Source organism: Pseudomonas sp. dw_612, from assembly GCF_018449725.1.
Taxonomy (GTDB): domain Bacteria; phylum Pseudomonadota; class Gammaproteobacteria; order Pseudomonadales; family Pseudomonadaceae; genus Aquipseudomonas.
The window spans coordinates 57,915-78,983 of record NZ_JAAVVC010000015.1 but is presented as its reverse complement, the minus strand read 5'-3'; the positions used below and the strand labels follow the sequence as shown (position 1 = coordinate 78,983).

Genomic DNA, 21,069 nt, shown 5'->3' with positions numbered 1-21,069 from the left:
CACACCTCCATTTAAAGCAAACCTGGCAGTTGCAGCAAAAAGCCCGCGGGTGCGAGCTCTCTGCCGATGGGGTCGCTGGTCCTTCAGCTGATTTCAGTATAGACCCGGTAAAAAATCTTGAACCCTTTCAGCTTTGCCGGGCTGTCACTTGTGAGCGCGCGTTGAGCTGGCGGCATTCACGTCGGGCGTCTTCTTCGAGATCGTAACCATCACCGATAAAGCCACGGGTGCGGGTGTCGGCGATGCGGTACCAGACGGCGGCGTCAGGTGGCGCGTGGTTTACTTCTCCAGCCCGGCGGCCATGAATGATGATCTTGTTGCAACGTTTCACAACGAAAATGTCTTCCATGGCACCACCGCAGCTGATTCGTGTTGAGATCAACTATAGAAGCCCTGTGCAATCGTGCAAAAAATAGACAGGTCAGTTCGTCGGTTGGTTGCCTGTACAAGGCCTCCGTGGGAACTGCTGAAGGCTGCGATTTTTTTGATCTTGACCTAAAAAAGCAAAGCCAAAAGATCGCAGCCTTCGGCAGCTCCTACAGGATGCAGTCAGGATTGTTCGGCGGCGGCGACCATTTTTTCCAAATACATCGCCAACCCGACCTCTTCAGCCCTGAGCCCTTTACGAACCCGCGGCCGTGGCAATTCAGCCAAGGCGCCGAGCAGAAAGCCCTCCAGCACCGCCGGGTGGATGTAGCACTTGCGGCACACCGCCGGGGTGTTACCCAGTTGTTTGGCGACGTTCTTCACCATTTCCACCACATGCCGCTTGGCATCGGATTCCGGTTCCCATTGCAGTTCCCGCAACACCGACAACGCCAGTGCGCTGCCGGCCCAGGTGCGGTAATCCTTGGCCGTGAAGTCGGCGCCGGTGAGGGTTTGCAGGTAGGCGTTGACGTCGGAGGAACTGACGGTGTGTCGCTCGCCGTTTTCGTCGAGGTACTGAAACAGGTTCTGTCCGGGAATTTCCAGGCAGCGCTTGATGATTCGCGCCAGACGCCGATCCCTGACGGTGATCTGGTGTTCGACGCCACTCTTGCCGCGAAACTGGAACAGGATCGCACTGCCATTGACCTCGACGTGCCGGTTACGCAGGGTGGTCAGCCCATAGGATCGGTTGTCCCGGGCATATTGGGTATTGCCGACACGGATCAGCGTCGCGTCGAGCAAGGTGATGATCGTGGCCATAACCTTGTCACGACTGAATCCCGGCGCCGCCAGCAGGGCTTCCAGTTGCTTGCGCAGATTCGGCAGCGCCAGCCCGAAATCCCGCAGGCGCGAGTACTTGTCGGCATCGCGCACTTCGCGCCAGCGCGCGTGATAACGGTATTGCTTGCGGTCCCGGGCGTCGCGTCCGGTGGCTTGCAAGTGGCCGCGCGGGTCGGCGCTGATCCACACGTCGGTGTAGGCGGGCGGCACCGCCAGGGCGTTGATGCGTTTTATCTCGTCAGGGTCGGTAATGCGTTGGCCCGCCGGATCGAAATAACAGAACTTGCCCCGCAGTTTCTTGCGGGTGATGCCGGGCTGGGTGTCATCGACGTAATGCAGGTCGGGCGGCAACACATCGGTCAGCGCGGTGTCAGGCATGGCGGTAGTCCTTGGCAACGAATCGAGGGCTGGTACAGCCATTGACCGCGCGCTATCGCCGTGGTGCCAACCGATTCAGGCCAGCACGGCCACTGCCTTGATCTGCGCCCATAACGCCTGGCCAGGATGGAGGCCCAGTTGATCCCGAGAGTAGCGGGTGATCCGCGCCAGCAACGGCGTGCCGCCCGCGTCCAGACGGATCAGCACATGGGCGGCGTTGTCGGCGCTGAGTTCACTGATTACCGTGACCGGCAGGCGATTGAGGATGCTGCTTTGCTCAACGCTGTGCAGGCTCAAGCTGACATCCCGCGCCTGGACTTTGCAGCGCAAGACCTGACCTTCGATCATCGGCGCATGGGCCACGCGCAGGTTCAAACCGCAATTGGGCAGTTGCAAGGTCAGCAGTTGATAGTCGGCGTCGTAGGCGCTGACGTGTCCTTCAATCACCACACCAGCGTCATCACCCTGCGCCAAAGGCAGGTCGAGGCGGGCCAGGGTTTCGCCGATCGGGCCGCTGGCCAGGGCCTTGCCGTCGCTGAGCAGCACAATATGATCGGCCAGCCGCGCCACTTCATCCTGGGAGTGACTGACGTACAGCACCGGAATGTCCAGTTCGTCGTGCAGCCGTTGCAGGTACGGCAGGATTTCGTTTTTGCGCTGGCTATCCAGTGCCGCCAGCGGTTCGTCCATCAGCAGCAGTTTCGGGCTGGTGAGCAGGGCGCGGGCGATGCCGACACGTTGGCGTTCGCCGCCGGACAAGTGCTGCGGATGACGGTCCAGCAGATGGCCGATGCCCAGCAATTCGGTGGCATGAGCCATATCCACGCGGCGTTGCGGCTTCGGAATGCGCGTGAGGCCGAATTCAAGGTTGGCCAGCACCGACAAATGCGGAAACAGGCTCGCCTCCTGGAAGACGTAACCGATGGCGCGCTTGTGCGGCGGGACGAAAATCTTCTGGCGGCTGTCCTGCCAGATTTCATCGTTGATCTGGATGAAGCCTTCTTCGGCCTTCTCCAGCCCGGCGATGCAGCGCAGGCAAGTGGTTTTGCCTGAGCCGGAATGGCCAAACAGCGCGGTGACGCCACGCCCGGGCAATTGCAAATCCACATCCAGGGCGAACCCCGAGTAACTCAGTTTCAGACGGGTTTGAATCATCAATCAGCTCCAACCCGCTTTGGTTTTACGGCTGGAGTAGAGCGCCAGCAACACCAGGAAAGAGAACACCAGCATCGCCCCGGCCAGCCAATGGGCCTGGGCATATTCCATGGCTTCGACGTGATCGTAGATCTGCACCGACACGACGCGGGTCTTGTCCGGGATGTTGCCGCCGATCATCAGCACCACGCCGAATTCGCCGACGGTATGGGCGAATCCCAGTATCGCAGCAGTGATAAAACCGGGGCGGGCCAGGGGCAGGATGACGCTGAAAAACGTGTCCCAGGGATTAGCGCGCAACGTGGCGGCGACTTCCAGAGGGCGAGTGCCGATCGCGGAAAAGGCGTTTTGCAGCGGCTGCACCACGAACGGCATCGAATAGAGCACCGAGCCGATCACCAACCCCGCAAAACTGAAAGTGAGGGTGCCGAACCCCAGTGATTGGGTGAACTGACCGACGAAGCCATGAGGCCCGAGCGCCAGTAATAAATAGAAGCCAATCACCGTGGGCGGCAACACCAGGGGCAGGGCGACGATCGCCCCGACCGGGCCACGCAACCAGGAACGGGTGCGCGACAGCCATAACGCAATCGGAGTGCCGATAACCAGCAGGATAACGGTCGTCAGGGACGCCAGTTTCAGGGTCAGCCAGATGGCGGAAAAATCGGCACTCGTGAGCGTCATTTAGAGTTGGTAACCGTAGGACTTGATGACAGCAGCGGCTTTCGGACCTTTCAGGTATTCAACCAGTGCCTTGGCAGCCGGGTTGTCTTTGCCTTTGTTGAGGATCACCGCGTCTTGTTTGATCGGGTCGTGCAGGCTGGCCGGAACGATCCACGCCGAACCGCTGGTGACTTTGCCGTCTTTGTAGATCTGCGACAAGGCCACAAAGCCCAGTTCTGCGTTACCAGTTGATACGAACTGGTAGGCCTGGGTGATGTTCTGGCCTTCAACGATCTTGTCCTTGACCTTGTCGGTCAGGCCTTCTTTAGCCAATACCTGGGTCGCGGCCAAGCCATACGGCGCGGCTTTCGGGTTGGCGATGGACAGGTGCTGGTACTCGTTTTTCTTCAATACTTCGCCCTTGCCATCGACATAACCTTCCTTGGCCGACCACAGCGCCAGGGTGCCGATGGCGTAGGTGAAGCGCGAGCCTTTGACGGTGTCGCCTTCGGTTTCAAGTTTTTGCGGGGTGGTGTCGTCCGCCGAGAGGAACACTTCGAACGGCGCGCCGTTCTTGATCTGGGTGTAGAACTGACCGGTCGCGCCATAGGCCGCTACCAGTTTGTGCCCGGTGTCTTTTTCGAAATCGGCGGCAATCGCCTGGATCGGTGCGGTGAAGTTGGCGGCGACAGCCACCTGGACTTCATCCGCCTGGGCCGAGCCGAAAGCGAATACGGCGAGCAGGCTCGCCAGGCAAGTAGGGGCAAAACGTGAGGCACGAATGGTCATGGAACGGCTCCGTGGTAGGCAAATGCAGTGGGCAGTTTTTATAGGGGGTGAACTGCGCCGATGCGAGGGGTGAAACGCTATATATCGGAATATATAGCGAAATGCCTGCAAACGGAACTTGTTGGTATTGCGGCGGTGGCAGGACCCCGCAATCCCTTGTGGGAGCGGGCTTGCTCGCGAAGGCGGTGTGTCAGTCGACATCAATGTTGAATGTGCCGGCCTCTTCGCGAGCAAGCCCGCTCCCACAGGGTTTGTATTGGCCTGGAGGATTAGCGTTGAGTCAGTTTTGCCAACGCGTCTTCAGCCAAGCGTCGGGTCAACTCTGCCGTGGGCAGTTCAACACCCAATCGGAACGCCTGCCCGGCCCACAGGTTGGCGAAATCCGCCGGATCCTTGGCCCGCAACGGCATCAGCGCACCGCCGGCCAGTGGGAAGGCCGGGGCTTTATCACTCATCGGGCCCAGTTCCCGCATCACTCGATTCATTAGCCCGCGAGCAGGGCGTCCGGTGAAAAGATTGGTGACCGCCGTGTCGCTTTCCTTGGCGGTGCGCAACGCCTTGTGGTGCGCCGCGCTGATCCTGGCTTCTGGCGTGAACAAATACGCTGTCCCCACTTGTACCGCCGAGGCGCCCAGGTGAAACGCAGCGGCAATTCCTCGGGCGTCAGTGATTCCGCCCGCCGCGATCACCGGCACTTTCACGGCATCGACGATCTGCGGCACCAGCGCGAAAGTCCCGACCTGACTGGTCAAGTCAGCGCTGAGAAACATCCCGCGATGACCACCGGCCTCGTACCCCATGGCGATAATCGCGTCGCAGCCGCGCTGCTCCAGCCACACGGCCTCTTCAACGGTCGTTGCCGACGACAGAATCTTTGCCCCGGTAGCTTTCACCCGATCCAGCAGGGATTTCTCCGGCAGGCCGAAGTGGAAACTCACCACCTCGGGGTGAAATTCTTCGATTAAGGCACAAGCGGCCTCGTCGAACGGTGCACGATTGGACACCGGCGTCGGCGCGTCGAAATCTGCGCCCAGTTCACGGTAATAAGGCTCCAGCAGATTCTTCCAGTCCCGGGCCTTTTGCTCGTCGGGCGCTGGCGGTTGATGGCAGAAAAAGTTGACGTTGAACGGACGTTGGCTGTGCTGGCGGATGGTTTTCAGCTCTTCGCGCAACTGCTCGATGCTCAACAGCGCGGCAGGCAACGAGCCCAGGCCGCCGGCGTTACTCGCCGCAATCACCATGGCGGAATCGTGGGCGCCGGCCATCGGCGCCTGGATGATCGGCAACTCGATCCCGAGCAGGTCAAGAATGCGGGTGTCTGGCCATTGGCTCATTTGAATCATCTCCGACATCGACGGTAATGCCCGTTTTGTATCAGCAACGAGGAGGGCAGGCCAGTCGGTTTTTCTGAACGGTCCGGGTCGGTTTTTCAGAATGGACCGACGCCGGTGTTTATGCCTGCGGCAGCCAGGGGGCCGCGAGTGCCAGCGCTCCATGACCACCGCGACGGACGCAGGCCAGCACCTGCACCCAGGTCAGTTCGGTCAGGCGAACCTGGGAGGCCGGCACCACGCGTACTTCGCCCGACGTGCCGCCCGCCGGGCCTGCATCGAGGATAAACACCGAAAACCACGCCTGCTGCTGTTCGAGCACCAGGCAAAATAACCAGCCGTCGTCCTCGTTGATCAACCCGACTTTGGTGCCCTCGACATTTTCCAGGCCCGCCAAGTGCGCCGTTGCATCTTTGAGGAGGGTATACCCGGGTACTTTGCCGAGCACATTGTCTTCCAGCGCATTGAACAGCGCGGTCCCCAATCGGGTCCCGGCTAGCAATCCGGCGAAAAAACAGATCAACACCAGCACCACCAACGCCACGAGAGTGAACAGCGTGACCCCGGCCACGCTGTACTCGGCAAACATCGGCAGCAGTTTGTGAATAGGCTCGCGCAACAGATGCACGCCTTTTTCCAGCAGCAAAAAGACCAGCACCAGCGGCAGGATAAACAGCAGCCCTCCGGCGACTGTGGTTTTGATAAAACGAAACATGGCAGCCCCTTCAGCGATCACTCAACGGAATTTCAGCGACGATGGAATCCGCCACCACCCCCTCCGCCGAACGAGCGATTCATGACCTGGGAGGAGTTGTGATAGTTGTTGAAACGTTCATTGCCGAACGAGCGCGCCGCCGATTCGCGGTTGAGATTCTGCAACTGGGCAGTGTTGGCCGGGTTGACCCGTGTCTCACCGCCCTTGACCATCGATTGCCAGCCGTCGTCGGTCTTTTTGTAGACGTTGCCGTCATGCCCGGCGTAGACGTTGTCGCCCACCTTGGCGGCGCCGCTGTTGCGCCCGCGTATGCCGCCGTACTGGGTGGTGTTGCCGGTGTTGGGGTTGTAGACGGCGCCGCGATTGGCCGTGACCTGAGTGCCGTTGCGCACGTTGCCCGCCGTCACTTTACCGCCGGCAATGGCGCCGCCGTCAGGACCTACCGCAACCCCGCTGCGACCCGCCGCATAGTTGCCGTTGTAAACGTTGTGCACCGCGCCGCGCTGACCGGCCGTGGCAATACCTGTGCGGGAGTTATAGGAAGAACCGACCTGACCGGCCCAGCGATTGCCGGTCCAGGCGTTGTAGCCCGCACCGTAGCGGCTGACCGAGGCGCGATCGCCCCATTGGCGATAAATGTTGCCGGTGCTGCCTGCCCAGCCACCCGGCCCCCAGGCCACCGCGCCGCCGTGATAACCATAAGCCGCGCCACCCCATGGCATCGGTGCCGGGTAAAGGTGCGGGCCCCACGCGTAACCCCAGCCGTAATTGCCCCACCATGGGTAGGCACCCCAGCCCCAACCCATGGCCACGGTGCTGCCGCCCCAACTCCAGCCAAATCCGAAACCGAAGGTCCATCCCGTCCATGGGGTGTAGCGAATCGCGACGCCAAACCCGTAAGTCACCGGCGGCCCGTACCAAACGCTGCCGACCCACGGTGTATACGGATAACCGGTGCCATAAACCACCACACCGCTGGCCGGATCCACCGTGGAACCCTGATACCCCGGCGTATAACCCACGACCACCGTATCGCCATTGGCCTCATAAACTTTCACGTAGGTGATGTAGTGCATCGGTGAACTGGGCGGAATCGAGTAAATCACTGCCGGCACCGAGGTGGCGACCGACCACGGCCCCTGAACCGACGTGGCGTTGAACCAGATACCGTTCTCGACCGCGTACCAACTCTTGGCGTCGACCATGATGATCGGCGTCGGCGTGTTCACCACGTATTGCAGTGGCGTACCGCTGATAGCCTTGAGTTGCGGTTCGCCGTCGAATGGCGGCGCGGTCATTTTCACCTGGCTTTTCTTGATGGCCGAAGTCTGCGGGATGGTCGCTGCAATCGCCGCCTCCCGGGCCTGGGGCGTGCCGGCCACCGAGGCTTTGACGTTTTCTTTGGCACTGTCATCGGGGATGTTGGCGAAGTCGGCCGGCAATTTGTCCGCCGGGGCGAAGGTCCACGGGCCTTGCATGTCCGTCGCCTTGAACCAGCGTCCGGAGATCAGCACATAGCTGTCCTGATCCCCGATTTCCTTGAAGATATGCCCGGTGGTGTTGGTCACATACAGCAACTGGGTGCCCTGGATCGGCTGCCATTGCGGTGCGCCGTCGGTAACGATCAACTCGGTGGGTGTCGTTGCGAGATGGATCTGTGGGATAGGTGGCTTGGCCAGCGTAGGAATTTTATCTTTCGGATCGCTCTGCCCCGTCAGCAAATCCACCTGACGACTCTGGATCGCCGCTTTCTTGGCTTTTTCCAGATCGGCGGGAGGCGAGGGCAGCGGCGCATACGGACCGCCGAGTTGGTCGGCGACCATCCAGCCGTCAAACACATGCAGATAATGTTTGCCCTGAGCATCCTTGAGCAGCAACGGACGGGTATTGATCACCCGTTGCAACGCCGTGCCGTCCACCGGCCGGTAAGCCGGCTCGCCGTCGATGTAGACCAACAGCGCGGGGACGTCGGAGGTAATAATGGTCGGCGGGGTGTTTTTGATCGGATCGCTGCTGGATTTTTGCTCGGCTGCGAGGACACCGACAGCCGCTTCGAGTTGGTCCAGGGAAATGGTCTTCTTGCGGTTCGCGGCGTCTTTTTTCAGGGCGGCGACCCACGCGTCGGATTGCGCGGCGCTGGACGGAAAATCGGCTTTGATGAGGGTGTATTGATCCAGCGCCACCCAGCGAGTGGCTTTGTCCACGAGGGTATGGGCGCTGAACTGGACGATGCCGTAGGTAGATTTTCCATCGGCCCCGGTAGCTTCGACCGCTGCCCGCGCCTGAAGGGTATAACCGTCCCAACTGTCGAGTTGCGGCTGATAGATCGTCAGCTTGGTATTATCGGCGGTCAGCACTTGTGGCCAAGTCGGGCTCGCCGCCGCCTCAGTGGCAGGCGCGGGTGGCGGCGCCGCCTGGACGCTGTTGAACGCCAGTAAACAGAGCATCAGCAAAACGGTAAACGAGCGAAGGCAAGGCATTGTCAGCTCCATCGACAGGACGGTTTTTTCAGGATTTCGGGGCCGCGAAAAAAGCATAGCCGCCGGTATTGGAAACGCTCGGCGGATTTGGCGATTGGATGAAAGTCGGGTAGGGCAATGTGTTGCTTTGTGTTATTTCAATGACACCACACCCTCAGCGAACCCATTGGGAGGCAGCGATGTTCAAAGGCATTTTGATCGACAAAGACGACAGCGGTTACCGGGCCACACTGCAAGAGATCAATGACGATCAGTTGCCCGAGGGCGATGTGACGGTGCGCGTGGCGTACAGCACGCTGAATTTCAAGGATGGCCTGGCGATCACCGGCAGCAGCCCAGTGGTGCGAAAATTCCCCATGGTGCCGGGGATCGATCTGGCGGGCAGCGTCGAAGTCAGCGGGCATCCGGACTACAAGGTCGGTGACCTCGTCGTACTGAATGGCTGGGGCGTGGGCGAAGGGCATTGGGGCGGATTGGCGCAGAAAGCACGGCTCAATGGCGACTGGCTGATCCCGCTGCCGAAGGCTTTCACGACGGCCCAAGCGATGGCCATCGGCACGGCCGGTTATACGGCAATGCTCTGCATCCTGGCGCTGGAGCACAATGGCGTCACGCCGGATCAGGGCGACGTGCTGGTGACTGGCGCCAACGGTGGGGTCGGCAGTTTTGCCATCGCACTGTTAAGCAAGCTTGGCTACCGGGTGGTTGCGTCGACCGGCCGCACTTCGGAGCACGATTACCTTAAACAGTTGGGCGCCAGCGAAATCATCGACCGCGCCACATTGTCCGAGCCGGGTAAACCATTGGCCAAGGAACGTTGGGCCGCAGTGATCGATTCGGTCGGAAGTCACACCCTGGCCAACGCCTGTGCCAGCACCAAAGCCAACGGCACGGTCGCCGCGTGTGGCCTTGCCCAAGGCATGGATTTCCCGGCCTCCGTTGCGCCCTTCATTTTGCGTGGCGTGACCCTCGCCGGGATCAACAGCGTGACCCAACCGAAAGCCAAGCGCGTGCAGGCCTGGAATCGCTTGGCCGAGGATCTGGACTTCGCTTTGTTGCCACTGATCAGCCACGAAATCGGCTTGAGCGAAGCGATCGATGCGGCTCCGCGCTTGCTCGCCGGTCAACTGCGGGGAAGGGTTGTCGTCGACGTCAATCGCTGACAAGGTAGGCGCCGTTGCGGCTCGAAAGGGTCGCAAATCCCAATGAAAAGGAGTGGCGCCTCAATGGAAGTCAAACAGGTTTACGTGGCCCCCTTCAGCGTTTCGGGCTTGAAAGTACGCACCCGTAACAGTGCCGAGCTCGCCGCTGAAACGGCGAAGATTGGTCCGATGTGGGGGCGTTTTTTCAGCGAAGGGTTGAATGAACGTATCGCACCGCAGCAAGCCACCTCAACGATTTACGGCGTGTATTCCGGGTACGAATCCGATGCCTCGGGCGCGTTCGACGTCACGGCCGGGATGGCAGTCGAGGAACCCGCGCAAGGTTACGAAACCATCAACATCGAAGAGGGCCGGTACCTGGTATTCGAGGGCACCGGACCGATGCCTGATACCGTGATCAGTGCCTGGCAATCGATCTGGAATTACTTCGAGGCAAATCCGCAGATCCAGCGCCGATTCACCACCGACTTCGAAGCCTACGACGGCCCCGAGTCAGTCGCGGTGCATCTCGGCATCGTCTAAGGCTGGGTTTCGCGCTCAAGCAACTGCTGCTTGCGTTCCACACCCCAGCGATAGCCCGACAGGTTGCCGTCGCTGCGCACCACCCGGTGACAGGGGATCGCCACGGCCAGGCTGTTCGCGCCACAGGCCTGGGCCACGGCGCGCACCGCTTTGGGCGAACCGATGCGTTGGGCAATATCGGCGTAGCTCGCGGTGCTGCCGGCGGGAATTTCCCGCAGGGCTTGCCAGACGCGTTCCTGAAACGCTGTGCCTTGCACGTCCAGAGGCAAGTCCAGGCCAATGGCCGGCGCTTCGATAAACCCGACAACTTGCGCGATCAATTGCTCGAAGCCGTGATCGGCGCCAATCAGGTTGGCGCGTCGAAACTTGTCCTGCAGATCGCACACCAGTTGATGGGGATCGTCTCCCAACAGAATGGCGCAAATACCCCGTTCGCTTTGCGCCACCAGAATCGCCCCGAGCGAACATTGGCCGACGGCAAAGCGGATGTCGTTGTTCTGACCTTCGGCGCGGTAATCGCCGGGTTTCATGCCCAATAACTGATCGGCGGCCTCGTAGAAGCGGCTGTTGGAATTGAAACCCGCGTCGTACAGCGCGTCAGTTACCGAACCGCCGTCGCTCAAGCGTTCGCGAACCTTGCGTGAGCGGTGGGCGGTCGCATAGCCCTTGGGCGTCAGGCCGGTCACGGCTTTAAACACGCGATGGAAGTGAAAACTGCTCAGGCCCGCCGTGTCGGCCAGTTCACCCAACTCCGGCACGCTTTCAGCCGATTCGATTTGACGGCAGGCAGCCGCTACCGTCGCTGCATGCTGGGCGGCCACGTCGCTTTGATCCTTTGCCGCTCGTTTGCTGGGGCGATAACCCGCTGCCTGGGCCTGTTCGGCGGTATCGAAGAATTCAACATTCTGCGGTTTCGGCAAACGCGCCAGACTGCTGGGGCGGCAATAGATGCCGGTGGTTTTCACCGCATACACAAACTGCCCGTCAGCCTTGGGGTCGCGGGCGACCACGGCGGCCCAGCGAGGGTCATTCTCGGTCGCGATCTTGCTCGAAGAGGTGGTCATGGCTTCAGGTCCGTTGACGGGTTTCATGCAGATTAAGCCGTTGGCAGAGGTGTAGCACTCCGGGTCTTGCGGTCAAATTCAACCCGCGGTACGAAACGTAAAATTGATCCGCATCTCGCCCAGTTGCGCATGCTGGCCGTCCTTGATCGGCAAGACGCCGTGATAACGCAAGCGATCAACCCCGCCCCAGACCACGATGTCCCCGTGAAACAACGGCACGCGCTGGCTCTTGTCACTGCGCTCGAATCCACCGAACAAGAACATCGCCGGCAAACCCAAGGACACCGAGACGATGGGCGCGGCGTAGGAACCTTCGTCTTTATCCTGATGCAATGACATCTTGGCGCCCGGGATATAGCGGTTGATCAGGCAGGAATCAGGCACGAAGTCGGCAAATCCTGCTTCCCGCGCCGCCGCTTGCGCCAGCTCGAAAAACACCTCGGGCATCGCTGGCCAGGGTTTACCGGTTTGTGGGTCGTTGCGGGTGTAACGGTAGCCGCTGCGGTCCGTGGTCCAGCCCAGAATGCCGCAACTGCTCAGGGCCACCGACATGGTAAAACCGCCGGGCGTGACCATTTGCCGAAACGGCGCGGCCAGCAGCACTGCTTCCAGCGCCGGCAGCAGTCGATCGATCAAGGGCAGGGCAAAGCCCCGGAGGATGTAGGACTGTTCACCGATCTGCTCGCGGCGGGGCGTTTGCTCGGGCTCGCTGTCGGCGAACAAGTCGAGGGTCGTCGGATTCATAAGCTCATAACGCATCGTGGAAGATGATTCCAAGGGTATGCCGTTTTCCGCTGTGCAGGCGACTGACGCCGTGGCGCATCGTGACTCGGTAATAACCGCGAACACCTTTGACCGGGCGCTGGCTGACGGCAAAGATCAAACCGTCGCCTTTCCTCAAGCCAATCACGTGGGGCCGTGACTGCATTCGCGGGCGCTGCTCGGTCAGTACGAACTCGCCACCGGTGAAGTCTTCTTCAGGTTCTGACAGAAGAATCGCCACTTGCAGTGGGAAAACATGCTCGCCGTACAGGTCCTGATGCAAGCAGTTGTAATCTTGAGGGCCATATTGCAGCAACAGCGGCGTCGGGCGTTCCTGACCAGCGGCGTGGCAGCGTTCGAGAAACGCGTCATGGCTATCGGGGAATCGGGTCGGCAGGTCCATCTGCTCGTACCAGCGATTGGCGATGGGCACCAATCGCGGGTAGAGCGCGCTGCGCAAGCGGGCCACAGGGTCCGGCAACGGGTACCTGAAGTACTTGTACTCCCCGCGCCCAAAGCCGTGGCGGGCCATCATTACTTGTGAGCGGAAGGGCTCCGGCCGGGGGTACAACGCGCTGATCTGGTCACAGGTTTCTTGGCTCAACAGCGAACGGATGATAGCGCAACCGTCCTGATCAAGTTGTTGTTCCAACGACGCCCAGTCGAGTTTGATCATTGTTGCGCCTCACGTTCCAGCAACTGCCGCTTGCGTTCCAGCCCCCAGCGGTAACCGCCGAGGTTGCCGTCCTGACGCAGCACCCGATGGCACGGCACGATAACGGCGATCGGGTTGGCGCCGCAGGCATTGGCCACTGCGCGAAAAGCCTTGGGCTGGTCGAGACGTTGCGCAATCTCGCGATAGCTGGCGGTTTGCCCCGCCGGAATTTGCCGCAGGGCGTCCCAGACTTGGCGCTGAAAGGCGCTGCCTGCCAGATCCAGCGGCAAATCGAAGGCCAGGTGTGGATTGTCGAGATGGCGCAAGGTCTGCTGCAACTGCGGCATCAAACCCTCGTCGCGTTTGAGTTCGCCGCTGAAGCGCCGCGCCAGGTCGCGCTCAAGGATTGCCAGGTCATCACCGAGCAGCAGCGCACACAGGCCCTTGTCACTGAAAGCCAGCAACAACACACCCAGCGCACACGTGCCGCTGATGTAGCGAATCGAGGAAGTAGACATGTTCTGACTCCTTAACCAAAGGTTGAGGGGGCCAGTCTAGGGAGCGTCGATCAAGGGAACACTCCGGCGCTTGCGGTCGAATTCGGGCGGGGAGCTGACGTCCGAGGTGTCGCTCCCAGTCGCGTTACAGCGCTTTGCTGACGCTGATGTCGCTGATCACGTCTTCGCTCTGGCCGTGAATGGCATCCAGTGCAGCTTTGGCTTCTTCTTCAGAGCCGTTGACGAGCTGGGCGAATTCGAAGCGGCGTTCGCCGTTGAGTTTGTATTTGATGACGTACTTGGTCGTTTGGGCCACGGTCATGACTGCCTGTTTGCGTGTGTGGGCGTTAACTCAGCTCAGCTTTGTGCTGGAGCGGCGGACGATCTTGATCGAGTGAGTCAGGGTAGGCTTGCGCGTAACGCTGATGGCTTTGCGGCTGTTGACCATGTCGATGGTGATGTTCCAGAAACCGGTACTCGGTGCAGTAATGCGCGCCGGGAACGTGTCGAATGCGCCGCCGTGGTAAGTATGACGGCCGCCGTTCTTGAAGCTGCGGAAGTTGGCGTCGTTCATCAAGCGGATGTTGCACATTTGGGAGCACTGGATGACGACAATGTCGTCTTCATTGAGGTGCTCGCGCTGGTGGATAAATTTCATGAGGCGCCTCCAGAAGGGCTTTTTCTACAAAATCAAAACGATAGCAGGGCAATTGGCGCAGTTTATCAGCCTGAACGGGTTATTATCCGGCTGTCAGCATCGTGTTTGACAATTTAAAACAGTTATTCGGAATTCTATGAGCGATAAATGCAACGAGCCTCGGAGAAAAACAGTCTTTACGCTGTCGGAGGGTCTTTATCGGAGGTTTAGTATGAAATGGGGTGTCCTGGTCCTGCCACTGGCGTTGGCGGTGAGTGGTTGTGCAAATGTCGCAGAAATTAACGAGTCGCTGCCGACCATGAGCGTAATCTCAGGCAAAAAGCCCCATGAGTATGCGCAGTGCCTGGTCGAAAAACTGGCTTCCAGTCGCGGAGCCTTGCAAGTGGAGCCGCACAAAGAGGGTGTGCGTGTGATTGTTCCGGGGAAACTTTCCTCAGGCCCGGCTGCAGTATTTGATATCGAAGACCGCTCTGGCGGCAGCGGTATCAAGTTGCATGAACGCATGTCCAACGTACCGATACGCCCGAAAGATGTACAGAATGCCGCCAATGCGTGCATTTCCGGCTGATAGACTATCGACAGTCAACCTGATGCCGCCAAAGCACTGCTTTGGCGGCATTGTCATTTCTGGAGCCGCGCATGAAGCGAGAGCAAGTACGGGAGCGCCATGCAGAGGGCCATATCTCTGCCACCCACGTGATTCAGAACCCCGCGAATCCGGGGGAATGGATTGTGTTTTTCAAGAAGAGCGCCGGGCGCAGTTATTTCCTGGTGGATGATAATGATGAAGTCGAATCTTTCAGTAACCTCGACGATTTGATCGAGACCGTGCGCGGCCTCGGGATCAAGTTTGCCGAAATCCACATGTAGGGCAGGGCGCCTTACTTGCAGACCACCACCACGCTGCGGTTCTTGAAGTTACCGACGTCGACGCCCAGGGTCTTGTCGCTTTCTTTGGTGGAAGGTGTGCCGTCGGTGCCCACGATCCGGTAACCGGTGCCAGCGCACGAGTCATCGGCTTTTTCGTAGCAGGTGGCCCAGGAGTTGGCCTCCCCGGAGCAGTCGATGGTCAGGCCTTGCTCGCCATTGTTCAGGTAGGTTTTTTCGGAAGTCGCGCAGCCAGTGAGCGCCAGTACCGCAATCAGTGCCAGAAGTTTGTTCATGTCGTTGTCGTCGTCAGATGATGGGGCTAAGCCTGTGACAGCAGCGGTGTCAAAAGGTTATAGCGATTGGCCACTTTGTTGCAGGCGAACATAAAAAAGCCCTGCGCGAGCAGGGCTTGGGTCGAGTCGGGTGCTTCTCAGGACTTGTCCTTACCGCGACGCTTCGGGGCTGGGTGTTCGAGTTCCAATACCGATGCTACTTCAATCGCCAACGCCTCGGTCGGAAAAGGCCCGGCAATATTCTCGCCGCTGGCACTGTCTACCCACCACTGGCCGTCTTTCGCCTGATTGATCAGGAACCCATTGACACTTTTTGCTACCGACATCTATCTGCCTCGTTGGCTGGTTCAATCGCGCCATGATAACGCCAAATGCCCTCAACGGGGGCTGATGGGCGTATGGTGATGTGATTGTCGGTCAGTGCAAAGCCGATGGTCTGTGCTATCTATAAAAGCTTACGGGAACTATCCGCCAGAATATTTCTCTATGATGGCATCGGTTAGCCAGTGCGGGGCATTGTAAGGTGCGCGCCGCCTGATTAGACTGCGCCGAAACTCGAACACACAGCCCTTTCAAGGACTTATATGATCAAGAAATGCTTGTTCCCAGCAGCCGGTTACGGTACTCGCTTCCTGCCAGCGACTAAAGCCATGCCCAAAGAAATGCTGCCGGTGGTAAACAAGCCACTGATCCAGTACGGCGTCGAAGAAGCACTGGACGCTGGGTTGACCGAAATCTCCATCGTGACCGGCCGCGGCAAACGCGCCCTGGAAGACCACTTCGACATCAGCTACGAGCTGGAAAACCAGATCAAGGGCACCGACAAGGAAAAATACCTGGTCGGCATCCGTAAACTGCTCGACGAGTGCTCGTTCTCCTACACTCGCCAGACCGAAATGAAAGGCCTGGGCCACGCGATCCTGACCGGCCGTCCGCTGATCGGCGACGAACCTTTCGCCGTGGTACTGGCGGATGACTTGTGCGTCAACCTCGACGGTGACGGCGTGCTGACCCAGATGGTCAAGCTGTACAAACAGTACCGCTGCTCGATCATTGCAATCCAGGAAGTTGATCCACTGGAAACCAACAAGTACGGCGTGATCGCCGGCGACTTGATCGGCGACGACCTGTACCGTGTACGCAACATGGTTGAGAAACCAGCGCCGGAAGATGCACCGTCGAACCTGGCGATCATCGGCCGTTACATCCTGACGCCGGACATCTTCGACCTGATTAAGCAAACCGAGCCAGGCAAGGGCGGCGAGATCCAGATCACCGACGCCCTGATGAAGCAGGCGCAAAACGGTTGCGTAATTGCCTACAAGTTCAAGGGCAAGCGTTTCGACTGCGGCGGCGCTGAAGGCTACATCGAAGCGACCAACTTCTGCTTCGAGAACTTCTACAAGACCGGCAAGGCTTACTGATAGCGCCTTAACCACTTGTATTGAGAAAACCACCTTCGGGTGGTTTTTTCGTTTTCCGGCCCCATATTGTTCGCAGCGTTTGCCCAATGGGCGTCTGCGGGTATGCTGATGGCCTGCCGAGGAGATAGAAATGGCCTACGATTTTGACCTTTATGTGATTGGCGCCGGTTCCGGCGGTGTACGGGCTGCGCGATTCGCTGCCGGTTTCGGCGCGAAAGTGGCCGTGGCCGAAAGCCGCTACCTGGGCGGTACGTGCGTGAACGTCGGCTGCGTGCCGAAAAAACTGCTGGTCTACGGTGCGCACTTCGCCGAAGACTTTGAGCAGTCTTCCGGCTTCGGCTGGAGCCTGGGTGAGGCGAAGTTCGATTGGGCGACGCTGATCGCCAACAAGGATCGCGAGATCAATCGCCTCAACGGTATTTATCGCAACCTGCTGGTCAACAGCGGCGTGACCTTACATGAAGGCCACGCCAAGATCATTGATCCGAATACGGTCGAGATCAATGGCGAACGCTACAGCGCCAAGAATATCCTGATTGCTACGGGCGGCTGGCCGCAGATCCCGGAGATTCCGGGGCATGAGCACGCGATCAGCTCCAATCAGGCGTTCTTCCTCAAAGAGTTGCCAAAGCGCGTCCTGGTGGTCGGCGGTGGTTACATCGCGGTGGAATTCGCCGGGATTTTCCACGGTTTGGGCGCACACACCACGCTGCTGTATCGCGGCGATCTGTTCCTGCGCGGCTTTGACGGCGCGGTGCGCAAGCACTTGCAGGAAGAGCTGACCAAGCGCGGCATGGATCTGCAGTTCAACTCGGATATCGAGCGCATTGAGAAATTCGCCGACGGCAGCCTGAAAGCGACCCTCAAGGATGGTCGCGAGCTGGAAGCCGATTGCGTGTTTTATGCGACCGGGCGGCGTCCAATGCTGGACAACCTCGGGCTGGAGAACACCGGCGTCAAACTCGACAAGAAAGGTTTCGTTGAAGTCGATGAGCAATATCAAACCGCCGAGCCGTCGATCCTGGCCCTGGGCGATGTGATCGGTCGCGTGCAACTGACTCCGGTGGCGCTGGCAGAAGGCATGGCGGTTGCGCGGCGTCTGTTCAAGCCTGAGCAGTATCGTCCGGTGGATTACAAGATGATCCCGACGGCGGTGTTCAGTTTGCCGAATATCGGCACCGTCGGCTTGAGCGAAGAAGAGGCCCGTGAGGCCGGGCACGACGTGGTGATTTACGAAAGCCGTTTCCGGCCGATGAAGCTGACCCTGACCGAGTGTCAGGAGCGCACGCTGATGAAACTGGTGGTGGATGCCAAGACCGACAAGGTCTTGGGTTGCCACATGGTCGGTCCGGACGCTGGCGAAATCGTGCAAGGCCTGGCGATTGCCCTGAAGGCCGGCGCCACCAAGCGCGATTTCGACGAGACCATCGGCGTGCATCCAACGGCCGCCGAAGAGTTCGTCACCATGCGTACGCCTGTCGCGGGTTAATCGTCCTTTGCTGCGTCTGGCGCGGTCGCAACGACTGCCGCCAGACGCACGCTTTCATCCAGGCTGGCCTGGGTCTTCGCCAATTCGATTTCCAATGACTGATTGATCTGCGACTGCTCGTCGACGCTCTGCTTCAGCGCCTGACTTTCCAGCAGGGCGATGCGCAAGCGTTCCTGAAGGAGGGTGCGTTCGCTGTCGACGCGGTTGGCTTGTTCCAGCAGTTGATCCTGGCGGGTGTTGGCTTGTTTGAGTTGCTCCTGCAACAGGCTCAGCTCTCTCAGGGTGCCTCGGTTCTCAGTCAGCAAACGCTCGTTGTCGCGGTGCAACTGGGTGATCTCATCCTGGCGGACGAGGGCGCTTTGCTGGGCCTGGCGCAACTCCATCTGAATCTGTTGCACTTGGCTTTCGTGGCGGCGCTGATCCTGCTCGCGCTGCTCTTTGACGGCGTTGCGATAGTGCTCCAGCGCATCCCGGGCATGCAGGTGTTTTTCTTCAAGGGAACGGATCTGCTCGTCCTTGTCTTTCAAGCGTAATTCGAAATCCGACAATGCCTGATTCAGCCCGGCGTTGCGGGTTTGCTCGGTCTGCAACATCGAGCGGGTTTCCAGCAGCGCGTCGGATTCCTGAGTGAGTGCCAGGCTTTGAATTTCATATTGCTGATGCAATTCGCTGTTGGTTTCGCGAGCCTCATCAAGCTGCGTTTCTAGCTCCTTACGCTGGCGATCGAACTGCTCGCGCGCTTGGTCGATGGGTTCTTGCGCCTGCTCCTTCAGGCGTTGCGCCAGGCGCGATACCAGTCCGGCGAGTTCGTCATCGATAGGCTCAGACGTGGCTTCGGTGCGTTCCGGGCCGCCATCCAATTCCTTTAAATACCTGTGAATCGTGGTTTTCGAGCCGGTATTGCCCATTTCAATTCGTACAGCATCAATGCTGGGGTTTTCACCACGGGCGAGGATCGCCAACCGTGCCGCTTGTACCACTGCTTTATTTACGCCGCCACGAGCCATGAGTTCTCCTACGATTTCGTACTGTGGTACATATCATCAATTACGCATTGTACCATTCATAAATAAAAGTTAAATCCCTTGGATTAATCACGCGGGATATACTGGTATTACCCCGTGTGATGAGCGGTAGACGCGGTTTTCTTCCGCCAAAACGGTACGTTTTCGAGAGTTGAGCCCATGACCGATCTGGATCGCTACCTGCAAGCCGCCACCCGCGACAACACCCGTCGCAGCTACCGGGCGGCCATCGAGCACTTCGAAGTCAGTTGGGGCGGGTTCCTGCCGGCCACCAGCGACAGCGTCGCGCGTTATCTGGTTGCGCATGCGGGCGTGCTGTCGATCAATACCTTGAAGCTGCGCCTGTCGGCATTGGCCCAATGGCACAACAGCCAGGGCTTCGCCGATCCGACCAAGGCGCCAGTGGTGCGCCAAGTGTTCAAAGGGATTCGCGCGCTGCACCCGATGCAGGAAAAACAAGCCGAGCCATTGCAGCTTCAACACTTGGAGCAAGTGGTGGCGTGGCTTGAACAGGAAGCGCAAACCGCCCGCAGTGACGGTGATCAACCCGGATTGCTAAGAGCAAGGCGTGACATGGCGCTGATCCTGCTGGGGTTCTGGCGCGGCTTTCGCAGCGATGAGCTGTGCCGATTACAGATCGAGCACGTGAAAGCCGTCGCCCAATCAGGCATCACGCTTTATCTGCCGCGTAGCAAGAGCGACCGCGAAAACCTCGGCAAGACGTATCAGACGCCAGCCTTGCAGCGCTTGTGCCCGGTGCAGGCCTACATCAATTGGATCACCGAAGCCGCACTGGTCCGTGGCCCGGTGTTCCGTGGCATTGATCGCTGGGGCCACCTGAGCGAGGAGGGCTTGCACGCCAACAGCGTGATTCCGTTGCTGCGCCAGGTGCTGGAACGCGCCGGTATTCCGGCCGAGCACTACACCAGTCACTCCTTGCGTCGCGGTTTTGCAACATGGGCCCATCAGAGTGGTTGGGACTTGAAATCGTTGATGAGCTACGTGGGCTGGAAGGATATGAAATCCGCCATGCGCTATGTTGAAGCCAGCCCGTTTCTCGGGATGACGCCCCTCGCGGAAAAAGCCATTGGCGCTGCTAAGTAAGTTTTCTTCTATTAATACTGTCGGCTAATAGCGAAAACCAATGAGCAGCATGAGCTTTGCCAATGAGCCATCCGGCGATCGAGTGGGTAGGATTCACCCCATCAACTTCTCAACTCAACTTTTCAACCCTGACGGAGAGTCACCGATGCCTATCATCAACAGCCAAGTAAAACCGTTCAAAGCTACCGCTTACAAAAATGGCGACTTCGTACAAGTGTCGGACGCTGACCTGAAAGGCAAGTGGTCTGTCGTGTTCTTCTACCCAGCTGACTTCACTTTCGTTTGCCCAACCGAACTGGAAGACCTGGCTGACAACTACGCCGCGTTCCAGAAACTGGGCGTCGAAATCTACAGCGTTTCCACTGACACCCACTTTGCTCACGCTGCCTGGCACAACACCTCGCCAGCTATCGGCAAAATCGAATACACCATGATCGGCGACCCGACCCACGCCATCTCCCGCAACTTCGACGTCCTGATCGAAGAAGTTGGCCTGGCTGACCGTGGCACCTTCGTGATCAACCCAGAAGGCCAGATCAAAATCGTTGAACTGAACGACGGCGGTGTTGGCCGTGACGCTTCCGAGCTGCTGCGCAAAATCAAGGCTGCCCAGTACGTTGCTGCTCACCCGGGCGAAGTTTGCCCAGCCAAGTGGAAAGAAGGCGAGGCCACTCTGGCTCCGTCCCTGGACCTGGTCGGCAAGATCTAAGTCTGTGACAAAAGCATCATCAGGGCGGGTTTCCGCACCTAAGTAAGCTGCAACCGCCCTCAAAAACGCCCGGGCGAGATTCGCTCGGGCGTTTTTTTTCGCCTCAAATAAAGG

General features: G+C 59.2%; 25 protein-coding genes. 8 read left to right on the top strand and 17 right to left on the bottom strand.

Going from position 1 to position 21,069, the window contains the following annotated elements; translation table 11 throughout:
* Positions 1–127 precede the first annotated feature (127 nt).
* The 8 genes from HB680_RS21690 to HB680_RS21655 form a co-directional block, all read right to left on the bottom strand.
* On the bottom strand, positions 128–349 hold the full coding sequence (locus tag HB680_RS21690; protein ID WP_213940544.1) for a hypothetical protein: 222 nt from the start codon (positions 347–349) through the stop codon (positions 128–130).
* 200 nt (positions 350–549) lie between these two features.
* Positions 550–1,587 carry a DNA topoisomerase IB gene (locus HB680_RS21685; protein WP_213940542.1) on the bottom strand — a complete coding sequence of 346 codons (1,038 nt, stop codon included), beginning with the start codon at positions 1,585–1,587 and terminating at the stop codon, positions 550–552.
* Positions 1,588–1,662: 75 nt separating this feature from the next.
* Positions 1,663–2,742, bottom strand: a complete 1,080-nt coding sequence (gene modC, locus HB680_RS21680) for a molybdenum ABC transporter ATP-binding protein (protein ID WP_213940541.1) — start codon at positions 2,740–2,742, stop codon at positions 1,663–1,665.
* 3 nt (positions 2,743–2,745) lie between these two features.
* Positions 2,746–3,426: a molybdate ABC transporter permease subunit gene (gene modB, locus HB680_RS21675; protein WP_163910289.1), complete on the bottom strand. Its 681-nt coding sequence runs from the start codon at positions 3,424–3,426 to the stop codon at positions 2,746–2,748.
* Positions 3,427–4,194, bottom strand: coding sequence for a molybdate ABC transporter substrate-binding protein (modA, locus tag HB680_RS21670; RefSeq protein ID WP_256735596.1), 768 nt, complete (start codon positions 4,192–4,194; stop codon positions 3,427–3,429).
* 269 nt (positions 4,195–4,463) lie between these two features.
* Positions 4,464–5,528, bottom strand: a complete 1,065-nt coding sequence (locus HB680_RS21665) for a nitronate monooxygenase family protein (RefSeq protein ID WP_213940539.1) — start codon at positions 5,526–5,528, stop codon at positions 4,464–4,466.
* A gap of 118 nt (positions 5,529–5,646) precedes the next feature.
* Entirely contained in the window at positions 5,647–6,240 is a 594-nt protein-coding gene (locus HB680_RS21660; RefSeq protein WP_213940538.1) for a hypothetical protein, read from the bottom strand.
* A gap of 32 nt (positions 6,241–6,272) precedes the next feature.
* Positions 6,273–8,720 carry an autotransporter gene (locus HB680_RS21655; protein WP_213940537.1) on the bottom strand — a complete coding sequence of 816 codons (2,448 nt, stop codon included), beginning with the start codon at positions 8,718–8,720 and terminating at the stop codon, positions 6,273–6,275.
* Between the two features lie 179 nt (positions 8,721–8,899).
* Here HB680_RS21655 and HB680_RS21650 point away from each other — a divergent pair, with 179 nt between their 5' ends.
* Together HB680_RS21650 and HB680_RS21645 are read left to right on the top strand one after the other, a co-directional pair.
* Positions 8,900–9,883 (top strand): MDR family oxidoreductase, encoded by a 984-nt coding sequence (locus HB680_RS21650; protein ID WP_213940536.1) that lies wholly within the window; start codon positions 8,900–8,902, stop codon positions 9,881–9,883.
* A 63-nt stretch (positions 9,884–9,946) separates the two neighbouring features.
* A complete protein-coding gene (locus tag HB680_RS21645) occupies positions 9,947–10,405 on the top strand; it encodes a GyrI-like domain-containing protein (RefSeq protein WP_213940534.1) in 459 nt (152 codons plus the stop codon).
* On the opposite strand, the gene ada is transcribed toward HB680_RS21645, so the two are convergent.
* From ada to HB680_RS21615, 6 genes are all read right to left on the bottom strand, one after another.
* Positions 10,402–11,469, bottom strand: coding sequence for a bifunctional DNA-binding transcriptional regulator/O6-methylguanine-DNA methyltransferase Ada (ada, locus tag HB680_RS21640; RefSeq protein ID WP_213940533.1), 1,068 nt, complete (start codon positions 11,467–11,469; stop codon positions 10,402–10,404). The genes HB680_RS21645 and ada overlap by 4 nt on opposite strands.
* Positions 11,470–11,547: 78 nt before the next feature.
* Complete coding sequence (gene alkB / locus HB680_RS21635; RefSeq protein ID WP_213940532.1) at positions 11,548–12,228, bottom strand: DNA oxidative demethylase AlkB; 681 nt, start codon at positions 12,226–12,228, stop codon at positions 11,548–11,550.
* On the bottom strand, positions 12,218–12,907 hold the full coding sequence (locus HB680_RS21630) for a 2OG-Fe(II) oxygenase (protein WP_213940530.1): 690 nt from the start codon (positions 12,905–12,907) through the stop codon (positions 12,218–12,220). The genes alkB and HB680_RS21630 overlap by 11 nt, the downstream gene beginning before the upstream one ends.
* Positions 12,904–13,404, bottom strand: a complete 501-nt coding sequence (locus HB680_RS21625) for a methylated-DNA--[protein]-cysteine S-methyltransferase (protein ID WP_213940529.1) — start codon at positions 13,402–13,404, stop codon at positions 12,904–12,906. The genes HB680_RS21630 and HB680_RS21625 overlap by 4 nt, the downstream gene beginning before the upstream one ends.
* 124 nt (positions 13,405–13,528) lie before the next feature.
* Positions 13,529–13,705 (bottom strand): hypothetical protein, encoded by a 177-nt coding sequence (locus HB680_RS21620; RefSeq protein ID WP_213940527.1) that lies wholly within the window; start codon positions 13,703–13,705, stop codon positions 13,529–13,531.
* 30 nt (positions 13,706–13,735) lie between these two features.
* On the bottom strand, positions 13,736–14,041 hold the full coding sequence (locus HB680_RS21615; RefSeq protein ID WP_054050556.1) for a DUF1883 domain-containing protein: 306 nt from the start codon (positions 14,039–14,041) through the stop codon (positions 13,736–13,738).
* Between the two features lie 211 nt (positions 14,042–14,252).
* Between HB680_RS21615 and HB680_RS21610 the strand changes: the two genes are divergently transcribed.
* Together HB680_RS21610 and HB680_RS21605 are read left to right on the top strand one after the other, a co-directional pair.
* Entirely contained in the window at positions 14,253–14,609 is a 357-nt protein-coding gene (locus HB680_RS21610; RefSeq protein WP_213940526.1) for a hypothetical protein, read from the top strand.
* A gap of 71 nt (positions 14,610–14,680) precedes the next feature.
* Positions 14,681–14,911: a hypothetical protein gene (locus HB680_RS21605; RefSeq protein ID WP_213940524.1), complete on the top strand. Its 231-nt coding sequence runs from the start codon at positions 14,681–14,683 to the stop codon at positions 14,909–14,911.
* 11 nt (positions 14,912–14,922) lie between these two features.
* On the opposite strand, the gene HB680_RS21600 is transcribed toward HB680_RS21605, so the two are convergent.
* Positions 14,923–15,204 carry a hypothetical protein gene (locus HB680_RS21600; RefSeq protein ID WP_054050561.1) on the bottom strand — a complete coding sequence of 94 codons (282 nt, stop codon included), beginning with the start codon at positions 15,202–15,204 and terminating at the stop codon, positions 14,923–14,925.
* A gap of 137 nt (positions 15,205–15,341) precedes the next feature.
* Positions 15,342–15,530 carry a hypothetical protein gene (locus HB680_RS21595; RefSeq protein WP_033055162.1) on the bottom strand — a complete coding sequence of 63 codons (189 nt, stop codon included), beginning with the start codon at positions 15,528–15,530 and terminating at the stop codon, positions 15,342–15,344.
* A gap of 258 nt (positions 15,531–15,788) precedes the next feature.
* Here HB680_RS21595 and galU point away from each other — a divergent pair, with 258 nt between their 5' ends.
* Positions 15,789–16,628: a UTP--glucose-1-phosphate uridylyltransferase GalU gene (gene galU / locus HB680_RS21590; RefSeq protein WP_054050566.1), complete on the top strand. Its 840-nt coding sequence runs from the start codon at positions 15,789–15,791 to the stop codon at positions 16,626–16,628.
* Between the two features lie 130 nt (positions 16,629–16,758).
* Positions 16,759–18,117, top strand: a complete 1,359-nt coding sequence (gorA, locus tag HB680_RS21585) for a glutathione-disulfide reductase (protein WP_213940523.1) — start codon at positions 16,759–16,761, stop codon at positions 18,115–18,117.
* On the opposite strand, the gene HB680_RS21580 is transcribed toward gorA, so the two are convergent.
* Positions 18,114–19,124 carry a DNA-binding protein gene (locus HB680_RS21580; RefSeq protein ID WP_213940522.1) on the bottom strand — a complete coding sequence of 337 codons (1,011 nt, stop codon included), beginning with the start codon at positions 19,122–19,124 and terminating at the stop codon, positions 18,114–18,116. The two genes, gorA and HB680_RS21580, sit on opposite strands and share 4 nt — an antisense overlap.
* A 177-nt stretch (positions 19,125–19,301) precedes the next feature.
* On the opposite strand from HB680_RS21580, the gene HB680_RS21575 reads away from it, so the two are divergent.
* Positions 19,302–20,246 carry a site-specific integrase gene (locus HB680_RS21575; RefSeq protein WP_213940521.1) on the top strand — a complete coding sequence of 315 codons (945 nt, stop codon included), beginning with the start codon at positions 19,302–19,304 and terminating at the stop codon, positions 20,244–20,246.
* A gap of 145 nt (positions 20,247–20,391) precedes the next feature.
* A complete protein-coding gene (gene ahpC / locus HB680_RS21570; protein ID WP_054050573.1) occupies positions 20,392–20,955 on the top strand; it encodes an alkyl hydroperoxide reductase subunit C in 564 nt (187 codons plus the stop codon).
* The last annotated feature ends 114 nt before the right edge of the window (positions 20,956–21,069 follow it).